Source organism: Enterococcus sp. ZJ1622 (assembly GCF_011038845.1).
GTDB lineage: Bacteria > Bacillota > Bacilli > Lactobacillales > Enterococcaceae > Enterococcus_B.
This window is the reverse complement of the sequence record NZ_JAAKDW010000004.1, coordinates 86536-102825: the sequence shown is the minus strand read 5'-3', so window position 1 is coordinate 102825 and position 16290 is coordinate 86536. Positions and strand designations below refer to the sequence as shown.

The 16290-nt window shown below is 41.7% G+C and carries 16 protein-coding genes; 10 read left to right on the top strand and 6 right to left on the bottom strand.

Features of this window, described 5'->3' with window-relative positions:
• Positions 1–6 precede the first annotated feature (6 nt).
• Complete coding sequence (xylB, locus tag G7Y42_RS05080) at positions 7–1500, top strand: xylulokinase (RefSeq protein ID WP_165005150.1); 1494 nt, start codon at positions 7–9, stop codon at positions 1498–1500.
• 352 nt (positions 1501–1852) lie between these two features.
• On the opposite strand, the gene G7Y42_RS05075 is transcribed toward xylB, so the two are convergent.
• On the bottom strand, positions 1853–3160 hold the full coding sequence (locus tag G7Y42_RS05075) for an SWIM zinc finger family protein (protein WP_165005152.1): 1308 nt from the start codon (positions 3158–3160) through the stop codon (positions 1853–1855).
• Positions 3161–3334: 174 nt separating this feature from the next.
• On the opposite strand from G7Y42_RS05075, the gene G7Y42_RS05070 reads away from it, so the two are divergent.
• Positions 3335–4195 (top strand): AraC family transcriptional regulator, encoded by an 861-nt coding sequence (locus tag G7Y42_RS05070; RefSeq protein WP_165005154.1) that lies wholly within the window; start codon positions 3335–3337, stop codon positions 4193–4195.
• A 121-nt stretch (positions 4196–4316) separates the two neighbouring features.
• Positions 4317–4799 (top strand): GyrI-like domain-containing protein, encoded by a 483-nt coding sequence (locus G7Y42_RS05065; RefSeq protein WP_165005156.1) that lies wholly within the window; start codon positions 4317–4319, stop codon positions 4797–4799.
• A 200-nt stretch (positions 4800–4999) separates the two neighbouring features.
• Here G7Y42_RS05065 and G7Y42_RS05060 read toward each other — a convergent pair whose 3' ends face one another.
• Positions 5000–5467, bottom strand: a complete 468-nt coding sequence (locus G7Y42_RS05060) for an Rrf2 family transcriptional regulator (RefSeq protein WP_165005158.1) — start codon at positions 5465–5467, stop codon at positions 5000–5002.
• Between the two features lie 114 nt (positions 5468–5581).
• Here G7Y42_RS05060 and G7Y42_RS05055 point away from each other — a divergent pair, with 114 nt between their 5' ends.
• The gene (locus G7Y42_RS05055; protein WP_165005160.1) at positions 5582–6433 is read left to right on the top strand and encodes an SDR family oxidoreductase; all 852 of its coding nucleotides are present in this window, start codon (positions 5582–5584) and stop codon (positions 6431–6433) included.
• A 105-nt stretch (positions 6434–6538) separates the two neighbouring features.
• Here the strand turns inward: G7Y42_RS05055 and nagE are convergent, their stop codons facing one another.
• The 3 genes from nagE to G7Y42_RS05040 all read right to left on the bottom strand — a co-directional run bounded on the left by nagE (position 6539) and on the right by G7Y42_RS05040 (position 10473).
• A complete protein-coding gene (nagE, locus tag G7Y42_RS05050) occupies positions 6539–8500 on the bottom strand; it encodes an N-acetylglucosamine-specific PTS transporter subunit IIBC (RefSeq protein ID WP_165005162.1) in 1962 nt (653 codons plus the stop codon).
• A complete protein-coding gene (locus tag G7Y42_RS05045; protein WP_165005164.1) occupies positions 8497–9369 on the bottom strand; it encodes a PRD domain-containing protein in 873 nt (290 codons plus the stop codon). Before G7Y42_RS05045 ends, nagE begins: the two co-directional genes overlap by 4 nt.
• 231 nt (positions 9370–9600) lie before the next feature.
• Positions 9601–10473 carry a LysR family transcriptional regulator gene (locus tag G7Y42_RS05040; protein ID WP_165005166.1) on the bottom strand — a complete coding sequence of 291 codons (873 nt, stop codon included), beginning with the start codon at positions 10471–10473 and terminating at the stop codon, positions 9601–9603.
• A gap of 128 nt (positions 10474–10601) precedes the next feature.
• On the opposite strand from G7Y42_RS05040, the gene G7Y42_RS05035 reads away from it, so the two are divergent.
• The 6 genes from G7Y42_RS05035 to G7Y42_RS05010 all read left to right on the top strand — a co-directional run bounded on the left by G7Y42_RS05035 (position 10602) and on the right by G7Y42_RS05010 (position 15609).
• The gene (locus G7Y42_RS05035; protein WP_165005168.1) at positions 10602–11171 is read left to right on the top strand and encodes a DapH/DapD/GlmU-related protein; all 570 of its coding nucleotides are present in this window, start codon (positions 10602–10604) and stop codon (positions 11169–11171) included.
• Positions 11172–11237: 66 nt separating this feature from the next.
• Positions 11238–11975 (top strand): SDR family oxidoreductase, encoded by a 738-nt coding sequence (locus G7Y42_RS05030; RefSeq protein ID WP_165005170.1) that lies wholly within the window; start codon positions 11238–11240, stop codon positions 11973–11975.
• Positions 11976–12262: 287 nt separating this feature from the next.
• Complete coding sequence (locus G7Y42_RS05025) at positions 12263–13600, top strand: glycoside hydrolase family 73 protein (RefSeq protein WP_165005172.1); 1338 nt, start codon at positions 12263–12265, stop codon at positions 13598–13600.
• Positions 13601–13803: 203 nt separating this feature from the next.
• On the top strand, positions 13804–14244 hold the full coding sequence (locus G7Y42_RS05020; RefSeq protein ID WP_165005174.1) for a MarR family transcriptional regulator: 441 nt from the start codon (positions 13804–13806) through the stop codon (positions 14242–14244).
• Between the two features lies 1 nt (position 14245).
• A complete protein-coding gene (locus G7Y42_RS05015) occupies positions 14246–14875 on the top strand; it encodes a nitroreductase family protein (RefSeq protein WP_165005176.1) in 630 nt (209 codons plus the stop codon).
• 275 nt (positions 14876–15150) lie between these two features.
• Positions 15151–15609 (top strand): DUF2798 domain-containing protein, encoded by a 459-nt coding sequence (locus G7Y42_RS05010; protein WP_165005178.1) that lies wholly within the window; start codon positions 15151–15153, stop codon positions 15607–15609.
• A 103-nt stretch (positions 15610–15712) separates the two neighbouring features.
• On the opposite strand, the gene G7Y42_RS05005 is transcribed toward G7Y42_RS05010, so the two are convergent.
• Complete coding sequence (locus G7Y42_RS05005) at positions 15713–16228, bottom strand: PadR family transcriptional regulator (protein ID WP_165005180.1); 516 nt, start codon at positions 16226–16228, stop codon at positions 15713–15715.
• Positions 16229–16290: the final 62 nt, after the last annotated feature.

The following is a 16290-nucleotide window of genomic DNA, read 5'->3' as shown; positions in this document are numbered from 1 at the left end:
ATAAGTATGCCTTACATTTTGGGTATCGATTTAGGAACGAGTTCCCTGAAAGGACTAGTGCTGGATAAAAACGGGAAGGTCGTAGGCTGTGCTAGCGCAGAATATCCACTGATCCAGCCAAAAGCAGGCTATAATGAACAGGACCCAAAAGAGTGGGTGCAGGCGTGTGAACGGGTGATCGAGTCTTTGGCGAAAGAAATCCCGGATTTCACTGGAGAGCTGGAAGGAATCAGTTTTTCGGGACAGATGCACAGTTTAGTTGTGCTAAATGAAAGAAATCAGATCTTAAGAAATGCCATTTTGTGGAATGATGTACGGACGACTGCCCAATGCCGAGAAATCATGGCGGATTTTGGGGAAGAGCTTCTGCAAATCACAAAAAATAAAGCACTAGAAGGCTTCACTTTGCCGAAAATCTTATGGTTGCAAGAAAACGAACCGGAAATCTGGGCAAAAACACGACATATCCTGTTACCGAAGGATTATCTTGGCTTTTGGCTGACAGGAACGCAGCATATGGATGCTTCAGACGCTGCAGGTACGTTATTGTTGGATATAGAAAAAAGAGAATGGTCAGAAATGATTTTGCAGAAATATCATATTGCTGCTGGGATCTTACCGCCATTAGTTCCTTCTTCCCAGCTTACAGGAACTGTTCGAGAGGATTTAGCGAAACATTTCGGATTCAAAAAAGAAGTACAAGTATTTGCCGGCGGTGCAGATAATGCCTGTGCTGCTTTAGGTGCTGGGATCGTAAGCCAGGATTGTGCGATGGCAAGTATCGGGACATCGGGGGTCTTTCTTTCTTACGAACAAACAACGGATACAGAATATGATGGACAGCTTCATTTTTTCTGTCATGCGGTGGATCAGGCTTATTATTCGATGGGCGTCACATTAGCTGCGGGTCGCAGTTTGCAGTGGTTCAGGGATACGTTTGCCAGTGGACAGTCTTTTGAAGAACTGTTATCTGGTATTGAAAAAATCGAGCCTGGCGCAGGGGGCCTGCTGTTCACACCTTACCTTTCGGGTGAACGGACACCGTACGCAGATAGCCAGATTCGCGGAAGCTTTATCGGCATGGATACGCAGCACACAATGAAGCATTTCGTACGAGCAGTAGTAGAGGGGATCACTTTCTCATTGAAAGACTCTCAGGTACTGATGGAAGAAGTTTCGGATCGCCGTTTTTCCCGTATCATTTCTGTTGGTGGCGGGGCAAAAAACAAAGCATGGCTTCAAATGCAAGCAGATATTTTTGATGCAGAGATCGTCTGCTTACAAGCAGAACAAGGGCCAGCATTAGGTGCGGCAATCATTGCAGCAGTAGGTCGGAATTGGTTCGATTCCTTTGAGAGCGCCTGTGGAAGTATCGTGGATTATCAAGCTGCCATCTATCCAGCTAAGGAAAACGTTGAGAAATATCAAAAAATCTATCAGCGATACCGTGAAATCTATCCGGCGACGCGGGGGATATGTATGGAGCAAGAAAATAAATAGAAGCAAGTATTTTTCATTTTTGATTTCATTCAATTAGTGATGTAAGAAGTTGTAGCAGAAGTGGTTATATTCAAGAAATAGGAAGGTATTTCCAGCACTTGCTTCTAAAATTTTTGTGGAATTTCGGCTCATCTCCCAAGGAACTACTTTTGAAACACCATTTATTCTGAAAAAAGGGCATGACAAGATTTTTGTCACGCCCTCTTTTAGCATTATATTGGAATGAAAAGTGAGTCAAAAACAGTATTTTTGGAAAATAAAGCGAACTTTACTGAAAATTCGAGATAGATGTTTATTTTCGTTCTCGATCATCGTTGCTTTTGTCTTAGATTGATCAAACGGTTGCGGTGTATTACCTCAACGCTCTTTCCGTTTTCTCAAGTTCTTCGATCAGAGCATTTTTACGCCTGTATTTCTTCTTCAGTTCAGTGATGAGAAGTTTGGCAGAGATCGCACTATTCGGAAGACTGGCCATTTCTTTGATGTAAAGCGAGATCTTCTGGTAATGTTTGCGATTTTTAGCCACTGCAGCCAAATGAGGGATCTCATATTCATATTTTTGGAATAAGGCTTCTGGATAAGATTCCTTCAAAAGTTCAAAATAATGAGATGCTTTAGCTAGTCCTTGTGCATTAGAAACGAAAGCCATCAAGTGCTCATACTGTTTTTCGTCGACATAAAAATGATCGGCATTGGCGTAGTTCATTAATTCATCCAGTAATTTGTCTCGCATAATAAGCCATTCTTCAGGAGTGCACAGGCCTTTCAATTGATGGAGCAAGTCGAAATCGATTTTTTCATCTTTTGTCAAAAGTTGGAAAAGTTGCTGTTTTTCTTCTTGAAAGCACTCATCTTTAAAATGACTCTCTTGGTAATTTTTTTCAAGGATATCCCTGATATACCCCTCAGAGTAAATCGTTTGGATATTATCTAACTGACGGATGAAGTAGTCAGACATGATTTTTTTCTCTTGGGCCGAAGCTTTTGCTAGGATCAGCTTCCATGCAAGATAACATTCTTCCATCATCTGACCAACGTATCCTTGAGAATTGTCTATATCTGATAAATTAAGGGTATCAACAAGTTCATTGACTGTCTCAAAGGCGGCTAGACACAAATCATTTCCGATCATTTCTGGTATCTTGGTTTTGAGAAAGGCAATGATTTCATTGGCAAATTTTTTTGTTTTCTCATAAGGGATATGCCCGCCGTATTCATCTTCATATTTCTCGATGAGTTGGACTAATTCTTCCATATAGACTGTTTCGGGACTCAAAAACTGTTTAAATCGTGCTATTAAATAATCATTCTCAGTTAAGACTGTTAATAGAAAATATTTCAGTTGATCCTCATCAGCAGTATCGATCAGTTTGCGGATATCGGAAGTATCCAGTGTGGTGTCGGGCAGTTCTTCATTGTACGCAAATAACACAGCAGCCATATGTTTGCAGTAGTATCCTTCAGCTGAATAAGGGCATGTACAAGACATATAGTTAGACGGGTCGAGCGGGTCGATTTCTACTTCATATGTCTCGTTTCCTTCTACCGATGCGGTGATCTTCTGGTTCGTATAACGTAGATGGTGGACATGCCCATTGATATAATAGTCAAGCCCACGTTCTAAAATAGGTGTCAAAAATAATCCCTGCCAGTTTTCCATGTTTTCCTCCTTGAGCCTTTTTTCTTAGTTTAAAGGATAAATGAATCGAAATGGAACCTTTTTTATTAGTTATGAAGGTTATTTAATCTTTTGATCCGACAAAAGTGGTCTTAGAATCGTCAAGTAAAAAAAGCAATCTGTTATTATGATGTTAAAGAAAGCGAGGAGAAGCGTATGCTGCAGGATTTGAACCGATTGATCGATTATATCGAAGGACATTTGACAGAGGATCTCTCAATCTCTCAACTGGCGAAGGAGTTATTGATTTCCGAATATCACTTGAAACGAACGTTCTCATTTATTGCCGGGATGTCATTGTTCGAATATATCAAAAATCGCAGACTGACTTTGGCTAACCGTGATCTTTTAGAAGGTCAGAAGGTGACGGATGTAGCATTCAAATATGGATATGGCTCTATTGAAGGGTTTTCCAGAGCTTTTCGTGACTGGTCGGGCTATTTGCCTACGGAAGCAGTAAAAAAAGGGATGCAGAAGTCGTTTCCTCGTTTGACATTTTATATCGACGTACGAGGAGGAAAATCAATGGAATTTCGTATCGAAAAGAAAGAACCATTCAATGTAGTAGGTGTAACAAAAAGAGTACCGATCCAGTTTGGAGGGGTGAATACTGCGATCCAGGATTTAGCGCAGACAATTACAGAACAGCAAAGAAAAGAGATGCATGAATTAGGAGATCTTTATCCGAATCAGGTGATCAATGTCTCTTATGATTTTGAGGGTGAACGCTTGGAAGAAAAAGGAAGCTTGATGCAGATGATCGGTTTTGCGACAAGCAAGGAAAATCCTTATGCTGATCTGGAAGAGCTGCAGATAGAAGCCGCTACTTGGGCGATTTTCCCGAACAATGGACCATTTCCCAAAACTTTGCAGGATACATGGGGGGATATCTATGCGCAATGGCTTCCTTCTTCGGACTATGAACTAGTAGAAGCACCAGAGATCTCTTTTACGAAATGGGGAGACGACTTCAGTCATGTCTATAGTGAGATCTGGATCGCTGTAAAGGAAAAATAAAAGCCGGAATCACCACTGTTATTCCCTCTCGAGGTCCTGTTACTTCACTGGTGCGAAATGATGTCATTTTGAAATTGGATAAAGTAAAATGGGCTTAACACAATAGAAAGGGTGGAAAACCATGGCACAGTACACGATCGAAGAAAAACAGGATTTTGCTGTAACGGGTGTTGGCGTGGGGTTGACAAGTGATTATACGGATTTTGTCGGGTTAGCAAAAGAAAAACAAGCATTCGAACAAAAGGTGATCAGTGACGGGACGATGGATATTTTAAAACAAGCTTCTGAAAACGGTTTCTTCTTCACTGTGAATGCTATGCGTGATCATAAAATGATGTATTATGCAGGCGTTGAGACAAATCAGGAACTTTCGATCCCTACACAAACGATCTCATTTCCTGCAGGGAACTATCTAGTCGTGAGCGGATCAGCAGAGTCACCCGAAGAATTGCGAAATGATTTGACGAATACTGCTTTTGGCCATGTGTTGAGAGAAGTCGAAGGTTATGCTTATGTCGGAGGTCCCAATGCGGTTGTGGAGATGGGCGTCACTGACGGCAAATATACAGGTGAGATCTGGATACCGGTAGTAAATAAATCATGATAATATAGAGGTCGTAAAAAAGCTGTTCTGCATCAAGCAGTAAGGACGAGCAGAGAAAAATAGCTTCTCATGTTTTTCATCTGAGCGGACTTAGTGCCGCAGATGCAAGCTTTTGAACACCGTTTACGAGAGGTCGTAAAAAAGCTGTTCTGCATCAAGCAGTAAGGAGGATCAGAAAAATACAGGTCCAGTAGAGAGAATTATAAAAATCTCTCTATCAGGCCTATGTTTTCTGGTCTTTTTTCTTTTTCTAAATGCGCGATTTTTTGAATCAGATCGGCTAATTTGATCTGAGCCATTTCTTCTTCTGCTTTTTGTTGTAGTCGTTCGTAGCTTTCTGCCAAAGCTTCTTGGATATTGGCGCCTACGACACAATTCGGATTCGTTTTCGGATCGACTTGGATCAGATTCGTGTTCCCTTCGATGCTTTTGTAGACATCGAGTAAAGAGATCTTGTCTGGAGCAAGGGCTAATGTTGGCTGTGCTTTTCCAGTCTTGGTGAGGATCAGCCCCGATTTTTTCAGTTGGCTCATGATTTTGCGCACATTTGCGGGATTGGTTTCGATACTGCTGGCGATCATCTCACTGGAGAGAAGGTTCGTGTCTTGGAATATTTCTATGTAAGCCAGAATGTGGATCGCGTCACTAAATTGCAAAGAGTATTTCATCGTATCAGATCCTTTCGTTTTTTCTGCTTGACTTATCTTACCACACTCTTTATGATAAAGGTGTAACTTATAAATGTACAGCTTGAAGTTTTAATTAGAAAAGGAGTGGGCAGTATGACATATTTAGTAACAGGTGCGACAGGCGGGTTTGGCCATTACGCTTTACATTATCTGAAGGAAGTCGCACCGAACGAAGAGATTTTTGCATTAGCTCGCAGCGAAGAAAAATCAGCGGCATTGAGAGCAGCGGGGGTCAATGTACGTCTTGGCGATTACGCAGACATTGATTCAATGAAACAGGCACTGGAAGGGATCGATCGTCTCTTATTTGTTTCTGGTGCACCTGGTAATCGACAAGCAGAGCACGCGAATGTAGTAGAAGCAGCAAAAGAAACAGGTGTCTCTTATATCGCTTATACAAGTTTTGCTGATGCAGATCATTCGACGAGTATTTTAGCGCCTGATCATCAATTTACTGAAAAGTTGATCAAACAGTCTGGGATCAAACACACCTTCTTGCGTAACAACTGGTACATTGAAAACGAGCTTCCTATCATAGAACAAGCTATGAAAACTGGGGAATTCGTCTATGCTGCAGCTGACGGAAAAACTGGCTGGGCCTTGAAACGTGAATATGCAGAAGCGGCAGCAAATGTCCTTGTAAGTGTTGACGTTCCTGAGATTCTTGAATTGTCAGGGAACCTAGTTACTTATGAAGAGCTCGCAGAAGCATTGGAAAAAGCGACAGGGAAGAAACTGGAAATTATCGCAGCTGATAATAAAGGATTCGTGGAGAATCTAAAAGCAGCTGGCTTCCCGCAAGAAGCAGCAGAGATGTTTCTAGTTATCCAACACGATATCAAGAAGGAACAATTGGCGATTCCTTCGAAGGATCTGGAGAAAGTCTTAGGGAAACCACTCGTATCTCTAGACGAAGCATTAAAAGAATTATTGAACATAAAATAACGACTTTACTAACGAGTTCAAAAAGAAACAATAAGCTCAGCTTCTTCAAATGAGGAAGCTGAGCTTTATTTTTACACAATAAAAAGGATTGGGGAAGACGATCGATCAAGCTTTGTTTGAAACCAAGCCGATTTTATCGTTTGCTTTGACTTCTTTAGCTGATTCGACATCCAAATGCTGGACTTGATCGCTGTTCGTGAATACGACAACCATATCTGTATTCTTGCCAGCGGCTTCAATCGCAGCCAGATCGACTAGTGCGATCAGCTGGCCTCTTGCGATTCGCTGACCTTCAGTCACATACAAGGTGAATGGTGCACCTTTTAGATCTACGGTATTGATGCCCATGTGAAGCAAGACTTCGATACCGGAATCAGTTTTGATCCCTACAGCGTGTTTTGTCGGGAAGATCGTGGTGATCGTGCCAGCGATAGGAGCGAATATCTCGCCGTTTTCCGGCAGTACAGCGTAACCGTCACCCATCATTTTTTCCGCGAACACATCGTCTGAAACTTCTGTGATCGGAATCAGTTTTCCGCTTGAAACAGCATACAGATCAGAATCAGCTGGTTCACCAGAGACTGTTTCTTTCTTAGCTGGCGTGTTAGGTTGTACGGTGTTTACCGCTGAACCGCCATGCAATTTAGCCATTTCGTCTGCCATGAATTGTACCTCTGTTCCGACAATGACCTGGGCATTTTTCCCGTCAATGATTTTCATGCCGGGAACACCAGTGGCTTTGATCTTATTCTGGTCGATGAGACCTGTATCTTTTACTTGCAAGCGAAGGCGAGTCGTACAATTATCGATTGAAGTGACATTCTCTGCTCCGCCTAATGCTGCGTAGATCTTTCCTGCTTGTGCCGCATATTTGTTGTCTGTGCCAGCAGCCGTTGTGTCATCTATTTCTGATTCATCCAATTCTTCACGTCCAGGAGTCATCAAGTGGAATTTTTTGATCGCAAAATTGAAACCGAAATAATAAATCACTGCAGTTATTAGTCCTTGGACGATCAGCATCAGTGGCTGATTAGCAATCGGATTTTTCAAAGATAAGAAGTAATCGACAAATCCAGCACTAAAAGCAAAGCCTGCAGTCCAATGGAAGAAGGCACTCACTGCTAAAGAGATCCCTGTGAAAATCGCATGGAGCACATATAAAGGCCAAGCGACAAACATAAATGAAAATTCAAGCGGTTCTGTCACACCAGTGAAAAATGAAGCAAAGGCAGCTGCTAACATCAATGAAGCTGTTTTTGCCTTGTTCTCTGGACGTGCGTTTTTATAGATCGCATACGCCCCAGCTGGCAGACCGAACATCATGATCGGGAAGAACCCAGCCTGATACATCCCTGTTACACCTTTTGTTCCTTCTGAAGCCAGGAATTTACCAATATCATTGATCCCTGCTACGTCAAACCAGAACACAGAGTTCATTGCTTGATGTAGTCCAGTAGGGATCAGCAAACGGTTGAAGAACCCGTATAGACCTGCTCCGACCCAGCCTAAGCTCAGAATGAATTTAGCGAATGAGACTAGAGCCGAATAGACAGGCGGCCATACGATCAATAAGACGGCACTGATCAGTAGCATGACAAAAGCAGCTAAAATCGGTACTAAACGTTTCCCGCTAAAGAAAGATAAGGCCATCGGTAATTTTGCTTCATGGAAACGATTATACAGTGCAGCTGCGATCAGTCCGGCAATGATCCCAATAAAAACATTGCTGATTTGCGCAAAAGACGGATCTACGGCTTCCGGTTTCATATTCAGTAACGTAGCGACCGAATCCGTTTTTAATACGTTCACGGGTACTTCAAAAGCGACCAATCCAGCAAGTGCCGCAGCGCCAGATTTATCAACAGACATCCCTAAGGCCAAACCAACCGCAAATAATAACGGGAGCTGTCCTAAAACTGCATTCCCTCCTGCTTGTAAAAAATGAGCAACGATATCGTCACTGTAAGACGCCCACCAGTTCCCAATCCCTACTAATAAAGCGGCAGCAGGCAAGACGGCAACGGGTAATTGCAAGGAACGTCCCATTCGTTGTAAATATGCTTTCAATGTTTTTCCTCCTCGATGTTCTTCTCGTTTTTTTGTACGATAGCGCCTCTTAAGCGCTCGATATGGATAGCCAAGTAACCTAATTCTTCTTTTGTAATCGAAAGATGGTAATCTTTCGTCAACAAGACACGTATTTTTTTGGATATTTTGTAACTTTCGGGATATTTTCGTTTGACCATGTCAACGATTTCCGTATCCAAAACAGCATATTGCTGGGCGTGTGTCCGCTGCAAAAGAAGTCTCAAGTGATTGACCAATCGTGAATAATTCAGTGACAAGGGTTCGGAATGGATATCTGTCTCGAGCTCTGACTCGACCAGATGGATGATGTCAGACACGATCGTCACTTCGCGGATACTGCGGTGATTGTTGTTTCGCCCGCTGCGTCCGCTGTGGATGTGGATAGCAATATACCCAGCTTCATCATATGTGTAGGGAATCCCTAGCTCTTTGGTGAGATATTCGACAGCCCATTGCGCAATGCTGAACTCTTCACTGTACAGTACTTCGATTTCTCTCAACAACTTATTACGGATAAGTATGCCGTTTTTGATATTTTCGGCAGAAAACGCAATATGATCGGTCAGAGCGATCAGTACATGTTCATTCAATTTTTCCATCAGAACCGTCTCTGCGTGGTCGATGATCGTTTCTGCTGCAAACAAAAAACGTTCATCGATCTGGTTCAGCAGACTTTGCAATTTGATCTGTCCTTCCGGTTCCATGATGAAGATCCGCTCAATCTCCCGACTGAAAATTAAATCATTTCTCTTTTTGTCAAAACCAATCCCTTTGCCTATCGCTACTTTTTCCTGTCCATCATCGTCTACCAACACAGCATTTTGATTAAAGATCTTTTTGATTTTCATGCGCGCATCCTTTTTGAAGAAGTGATCTTCCACGTGGACTAGAACAAATAATGGCGGCCAAACAAAAATAGACACGAAAAACCTCAAAAAGGGCCTGAGCGCCTCAGAGATTTTCCATGCCTAGTATGATCTAGTCACATGAAATAAAATATTGTTAACGTAATCATTCTATATAGACGTATATACTTTGTCAATCCTTTTTAACAAAGAAAATAAGTAAACTGTCGCTGTTCATTTTTCTTTGTCCATTAAAAGTGCTAGGAATTTTTTCGCTGCAAGCGAAAGCGATTCATCTTTCTTCCAGATAAGATTCAAGGAAGCCGTTAACGGTGGCTCAAGGGGGAGAAAGCGCTGCTCGGTCCCATGAGTATTGATGATCCCCGCTAAGCACAAGACACCAAAATGATGACTGCGAACCATCAAAGAAGCGTTGTAGAGAAGGTTATAGGTCCCGATAATCTCCAATTGTTCTAGATTGAAGCCGAACCACTCAGACAATTGCGTATCAGCAGAAGCTTGTCGCGAAAGCAGCAAGGGGATATCCTTCAGATCACTGGGACGGACATTTTGTTGCTTGGCCAAATGGTGTGCACGATGCAAGAGTACGCCCCACTGATCTTGAGCATCGAGGCGGAAAAAGTGGTACCGCTGTTTGTTCACAGGACCGATGACCAGCCCGAAATCTAATAACCCGCTATCCAGCTTTGCCATGACGTCATCTGCATCCCCGCTGTATAGATGGAATTTCAAAAGAGGATATATATCGATCAATTGATTAAGGGTATCTGTAATCAAAGACATCACTGGTGTTTCACCAGCACCAATATAGATTTCGCCAGAGACGATTTCATTTTGTACTAGATTACTGGTTGTCTTTTCGACTAGTGAAAGGATTTCTTTTGCTTTAGAAAACAAATACTGACCAGAAGGCGTGAGCTGTATCTCGCGTGGTCCTCGTTCAAAGAGCGTCACCCCTAATTCTTCTTCCAGATCTTTTAGCTGTTTGGATAATGTAGGCTGTGTAAGGTGCAGCTTCTTTGCGGCACGACTGATGTTTTTTTCTCTAGCGACTGCTAAAAAGTAATTTAGTACGCGAATCTCCATATTTTTCCCTCCTGACTTACCAAAATTCTATCATAAGTATAACTAAAAGGAATAGCTAAGCATATGCTATAAGTATTAGACATGTAAGAACACTCGAGGTATCTTAGAAAGCGAAAGGGGAGAGAACAATGGCTAGTGAGATACAGAATTTGATCGTAAACAAAAAAATCAGGGTATCTGATCCGCTTTTTGAGGAGATCCACCGACTTCAGGCAGACAACGAAGAAAATCTGTCAAAGTTGAATACAGGCTATCATTCACCTTCAGAGATAAGAACCTATCTAGAAAAAATCACCAGAGAAAAAATCGATGATTCAGTGACAGTCATGCTGCCTTTTTATACAGATTTCGGGAGACATATTTCTTTAGGGAAAGACGTCTTTATCAATCGTCAGGCAATGTTTGTCGATCTAGGAGGGATCCGTTTAGAAGATGCAGTGCTGATCGGCCCAAGAGCCAATCTGATCACTGTCAATCATCTGACAGACCCAAATGAGCGGCGAGGTTTGATCGTTGAACCGATCCATGTGAAAAAGAACGCCTGGATCGGAGCAGCCGCCACGATCTTACCTGGTGTGACGATCGGAGAAAATTCGATCGTAGCTGCTAATTCCGTCGTGACAAAAGATGTGCCTGATCATGTGATCGTCGCTGGGACTCCCGCAAAGATAGTGAAATACATCGAACCGATTAGTTGAAGACAGACAAGGAATAAGCGATAGTAGATATAAGTAAAAGAACAATACGAATTGGAGGAATAAATAATGAGTAATATTTCAGAGAAAGTCATCGTGATCATGGGCGCTTCAAGTGGTATCGGGGAAGCTACGACTAGACTATTAGCCGAAAAAGGCGCAAAATTAGTGATCGCTGCTAGACGTGAAGAACGATTGAACGAATTGAAAGACTCGCTTCCAGATGCAGAGCTGTATGTTCAACGTGCAGATGTAAGAAAGATGGAAGATGTACAAGCAGTGATCGACTTAGCTATGGAAAAATTCGGTCGCATCGATGTTTTATACAATAACGCCGGAATCATGCCGACAGCGCCACTAAGCGAAGGGCGTCGCGATGAATGGCAAAACATGCTGGACATCAATGTGATGGGCGTGCTGAATGGGATCTCTGCCGTTTTACCGATCATGGAAAAACAAAAATCCGGACATATCATCGCAACAGATTCCGTAGCTGGACATGTCGTTTATCCTGATTCTGCTGTTTACTGTGGAACAAAATTTGCTGTTCGTGCCATCATGGAAGGTCTACGTCAGGAGCAGCGTCAAAACAACATCAAATCAACCATCATTTCCCCAGGAGCTGTTCAAACGGAATTGTATCAAACGATCAGCGATAAAAAAGCCGCAATGGAACTACATGAAGCACAAAAAGAATGGGGGCTGACCTCAGAAGATATCGCGTCAGCTGTCGTATTTGCTATCGATACGCCAGATCGGATGTCTGTCAGCAATATGATCGTGCGACCAACGACTCAAGAAGTATAAAATTAGGGACTCTGAATTTTTCAAAAGCAGGGAGCTGTGACAACAGATTTGTTACAGCTTCTTTTTTTAAATGGATACTTGCTGAATAAAAAAATCTGTTTTTATAGCAAATTGCCCCATATTATTAAAAATTCAGGTATAATTGACTTATGAATTTGATTTTATTTTCAGTAATTCAGTCATCTGCGTATAAATAATCAATGTTATTTGTCATAAGCGGTTGACTTATTTTTTGTTGCTTTTGTAAACTAGTAGAGAAAGATGAAAACATAACAAAGGAGAAAATGATGAAAGTAAGTAATTTACTGTTAAGTGCCATTGTTTTAGGAAGCTTAGCTACAACGAACACGGTTGCTTTGGCAGAAGAAGCAATTACAACAAACGATACTTCAGCTTCCGGTCAAGTTGTCGCAAATGAAGGAAATGTCAATACAGAAAGTACAGAGACGACAAGCAGTTCAGTGATGAGCGAAACGCCAGCTCCTGCAGAAACAAATCCATCCACGGATCCATCTGCTGGACAAACGATAGAACAATCAACAGAACAAACAACAGAATCAGCGACTCAGGAACCTGCGCAAAGTGAAGAGGCAGCTTCTGAAACGCCAGCGAATGCGGAGACAGCAGAAGAAATCACCAACCAATTGGAAGACGGACAAACGATCACTCACACGCATCAAGCGGATCTGTCCCAATTCAATACGAATGTCTATGCTCGTTCTGCCTTTGCAGCACGTTCAACGAATTCGCAGCAAGCATTTATCGATAGTATCGCTTCCACTGCACAAAGCTTAGCAAGTGCCAATGACTTGTACGCTTCGGTCATGATTGCACAAGCGATCGTAGAAAGCGGCTGGGGCAACAGTACGTTAGCTTCTGCGCCAAACTACAATCTATTTGGGATCAAAGGAAGCTATAACGGCCAATCAGTGACAATGCCGACTTCTGAATACGTGAATGGAGAGTGGATCACTGTCAATGCAGCATTCAGAAAATACCCGTCTTACAAAGAATCACTGCAAGATAACGTAACGGTCTTGAAAACGACTTCCTTCCAGTCAGGCGTTTATTACTATTCAGGTGCATGGAAGAGCAATACGAAATCATATAAAGATGCAACAGCTTGGCTGACAGGTCGTTATGCAACTGCGCCGAATTACGGTTCTACGCTGAACAATGTGATCGAAACATACAATTTGACACAATATGATACAGCGACACCAGCAGCGACTTCACCAATGTATCGACTATATAACCGTCATACAGGAGAACATTTTTATACATTGAATGCAGGAGAAAAAAATTACCTGCCGACAGTTGGCTGGAAATACGAAGGAGTTGCTTGGCAAGCACCAAATAGTGGAAGCCCGGTTTACCGTATGTACAATCCTTACAGCGGAGACCACCACTACACAATGGCGCAATCAGAAATCAACTTCTTGAAGAAATTAGGCTGGCGTTATGAAGGCTTGAGCTTCTACTCAGGCGGTTCAAAACCGATCTATCGTTTATTCAATCCAAATGAAAAAACAGGAACACATCACTATACATTGAGTGCTTCTGAAAGAGACTGGCTGACGCCAATGGGCTGGAGATATGAAGGTATCGGATTCTACGGCAATTAAGAAAAGAGGTTGCGACGATGCCATCTAGTTTCACGCTGAAAAGATGGCATTAGAACATTGCTTTTCTAAATAATAATAATGAAAGAGCTAGGACTTGTTTTTCCCTAGCTCTTTTTTTAGCATTTTTATTGACTTTTTTTCAAGGGTGTCTTATTATTGACAAGTCAATCATTGACTAGTCAATCGTATGAAGGGAGGCACTCATGTCATTACAAGAAATCAGCCATGTACTCTATCAAATCAAGTTAGCTGATCAAAAAATCGTCCAGATATTCGAAGAGAATATCGGCGTCAGCTTGACACGTTATGAGATACTGATGTGTTTGAAAGAAGAAAACCCATTATTACAAAACAGTCTTCAAGAAAAGCTGCTGATCGATCAGGCAGCGATCACCAGACATCTAAAGGTCTTAGAAGCAGATGGCTATGTCACACGCTGCCGCAATCCGAAAAACAATCGTGAAATTTTTGTTTCTTTGACAGAAAAATCACAGCAAAAAATCGCCGAATGCGAAGCCAAACATCAGGAAGCTGGTACAGTGCTGTCTCCAGCTTTTACAGAAGGTGAAATGGAACAGCTGCTTGTTCTTTTAGATAAACTGAACAATCAATTATGTGAATACAAAACGAAAGAGGTAAAATAAAATGGAACAAATAAAAGACTTCAAATCAATTATGACAGGAAGAAAATCGGTTCGTGTATACGACGAAACTTATAAGATCCCACATGAAGAAATGCTTGAAATGATCAAAGAAGCAACAACAGCTCCTTCATCTGTCAACATGCAGCCTTGGCGCTTTGTTGTGGCTGAAAGCGAAGAAGCAAAAGAGATCTTGCGTCCTTTGATCCGCTTCAACACGAGACAAAATGATACATCATCTGCTATGGTCATGATTTTTGGAGACATGCAATGCTATGAATACGGCGAAGAAATCTACGACCAAGCATATGAAGAAGGAAAAATGCCGAAAGAAGTCCGCGATCAACAGTTAGCATCGATCATTCCTTACTACAAGAGCTTCTCAAGAGAAGTCATGAATGATGTAGTCAAAGTCGATTCTAGTTTAGCTGCGATGCAGTTCATGCTTGTTGCTCGTGACCATGGCTACGAAACAAACCCAATCGGAGGATTCGAAGCAGATCAGCTAGCTGAAGCATTCGGTCTTGATAAAGAACGTTATGTCCCTGTGATTATCCTATCTGTTGGTAAAGCAGTCGAAGAAGGCTATGAATCTGTACGTTTGGCACCTGAAAAAATCACTACTTTCAAATAAGGAATTGGGGTTTTTACCTGTTACAAAGGATCATCGACTGATTCGATCGTGATGGTTCCATAGGATACTTTGTCAAATTTGTTTATCGAGCAGAGAAATGAAGTGATGCATTTTTGATGTATGACTCTTTCTCTGTTTTTTTGTGCACCGCCTCTTGCCAAGTACATAATCGGTATGGTTTATGTGGATAAACAAAAAAATAAAAAAAATACTTACATGAAATTTTCAAATGTGCTACGATGATCTTCGTGACAAATTTAAAGGAGTGGTACAGATTGCCTACAAATAAAAAAGAAGGAATAATTTTTACAACAATGATGTGTTTTCTGATGGTCTTGGGGATGAGTGTTTACAACTTATGGTTGCATCAAGATCTACACATGAACAGCTTGTTGATTGGTCTAGTACCTGGTTTTGTCGTGGCGTTCATCTTGGATGTCTTCATTATCGGTGTATTAGCAAAAAAAATTGCCTTTAAATTGCCTGTGAACAAAGAAAGCAAGATGCAGATGATCCTAACTATCTCATGTTTGATGGTTTTAGGAATGGTTACATGTATGTCATTGTTTGGCGTAGTCATGGAACAGGGGATACCTGATCAATTAGGTGCTGCGTATGTCGACGCGTGGAAAATGAACGTGATCGTCGCATTACCGCTACAATTGATCATCGTTGGACCGATTTCTCGAAGTGTCTTAAAAGCGATTCAAGAAAAACAGGCAGTAACAGACTAAACGAACGATTCAACGCTCATTCGATTGACATCGATCGGAAAATAAGCCGCATACGGACATCTCCAAAAAAGGAGTGTACCGCATGCGGTTTTTTAGTTGTCCACTAATCGAAAAACTGCTGCATCTGTTCCCTGACTTGCTGACACCACTGGATTTCTTGCTGGCAAAGCTGGATACGTCGTTGGATCACGACGTAACGACCAAAGTCTTGCTTTTTATCGGGAGACAGGTCTGCTAGTTTTCCCTGGTTTTTTTGCAGGATCTTATGGAGTTGCTGTTCACGAGTAAATAGCAGTCCGGTAGCGGTTGTTTTATCTAGTGTAGAAAAAGCATAGATTTTTGCTAAAAATTCGTCTTTTTGCGTAGGAGCAGGTGTTTCTTCTTTGAGCCATTCTTCTACCAAAGCCCGCCCCTCATCTGTTAAGTGATAGATTTTCTTTTGGGAATGCTCATCTTTATCTAGAACAGTGACATATCCTTTTTGATCAAGCTTAGCAAGAGTCGTATAGATCTGACTATGATGCGCTTCCCAAAAAATCGTGATCAACTGTTTCAACTCATAGCCTGAACGAGGTTTGGACAAAAGTACGCATAATAGAATATAGGCTAAAGTATTCATAAACTAAGACCTCCTGTCTGATTTCTTTTATTATATCATATTAAATTTTCCAATGTTTACAT

Excerpts from the sequence above, each read along its gene's own strand:
- xylB (WP_165005150.1), top strand. The coding sequence starts at position 7 with ATGCCTTACATTTTGGGTATCGATTTAGGAACGAGTTCCCTGAAAGGA.
- G7Y42_RS05075 (WP_165005152.1), bottom strand. The coding sequence starts at position 3,160 with ATGGAAAACTGGCAGGGATTATTTTTGACACCTATTTTAGAACGTGGG.
- G7Y42_RS05070 (WP_165005154.1), top strand. The coding sequence starts at position 3,335 with ATGCTGCAGGATTTGAACCGATTGATCGATTATATCGAAGGACATTTG.
- G7Y42_RS05065 (WP_165005156.1), top strand. The coding sequence starts at position 4,317 with ATGGCACAGTACACGATCGAAGAAAAACAGGATTTTGCTGTAACGGGT.
- G7Y42_RS05060 (WP_165005158.1), bottom strand. The coding sequence starts at position 5,467 with ATGAAATACTCTTTGCAATTTAGTGACGCGATCCACATTCTGGCTTAC.
- G7Y42_RS05055 (WP_165005160.1), top strand. The coding sequence starts at position 5,582 with ATGACATATTTAGTAACAGGTGCGACAGGCGGGTTTGGCCATTACGCT.
- G7Y42_RS05045 (WP_165005164.1), bottom strand. The coding sequence starts at position 9,369 with ATGAAAATCAAAAAGATCTTTAATCAAAATGCTGTGTTGGTAGACGAT.
- G7Y42_RS05040 (WP_165005166.1), bottom strand. The coding sequence starts at position 10,473 with ATGGAGATTCGCGTACTAAATTACTTTTTAGCAGTCGCTAGAGAAAAA.
- G7Y42_RS05035 (WP_165005168.1), top strand. The coding sequence starts at position 10,602 with ATGGCTAGTGAGATACAGAATTTGATCGTAAACAAAAAAATCAGGGTA.
- G7Y42_RS05030 (WP_165005170.1), top strand. The coding sequence starts at position 11,238 with ATGAGTAATATTTCAGAGAAAGTCATCGTGATCATGGGCGCTTCAAGT.
- G7Y42_RS05025 (WP_165005172.1), top strand. The coding sequence starts at position 12,263 with ATGAAAGTAAGTAATTTACTGTTAAGTGCCATTGTTTTAGGAAGCTTA.
- G7Y42_RS05020 (WP_165005174.1), top strand. The coding sequence starts at position 13,804 with ATGTCATTACAAGAAATCAGCCATGTACTCTATCAAATCAAGTTAGCT.
- G7Y42_RS05015 (WP_165005176.1), top strand. The coding sequence starts at position 14,246 with ATGGAACAAATAAAAGACTTCAAATCAATTATGACAGGAAGAAAATCG.
- G7Y42_RS05005 (WP_165005180.1), bottom strand. The coding sequence starts at position 16,228 with ATGAATACTTTAGCCTATATTCTATTATGCGTACTTTTGTCCAAACCT.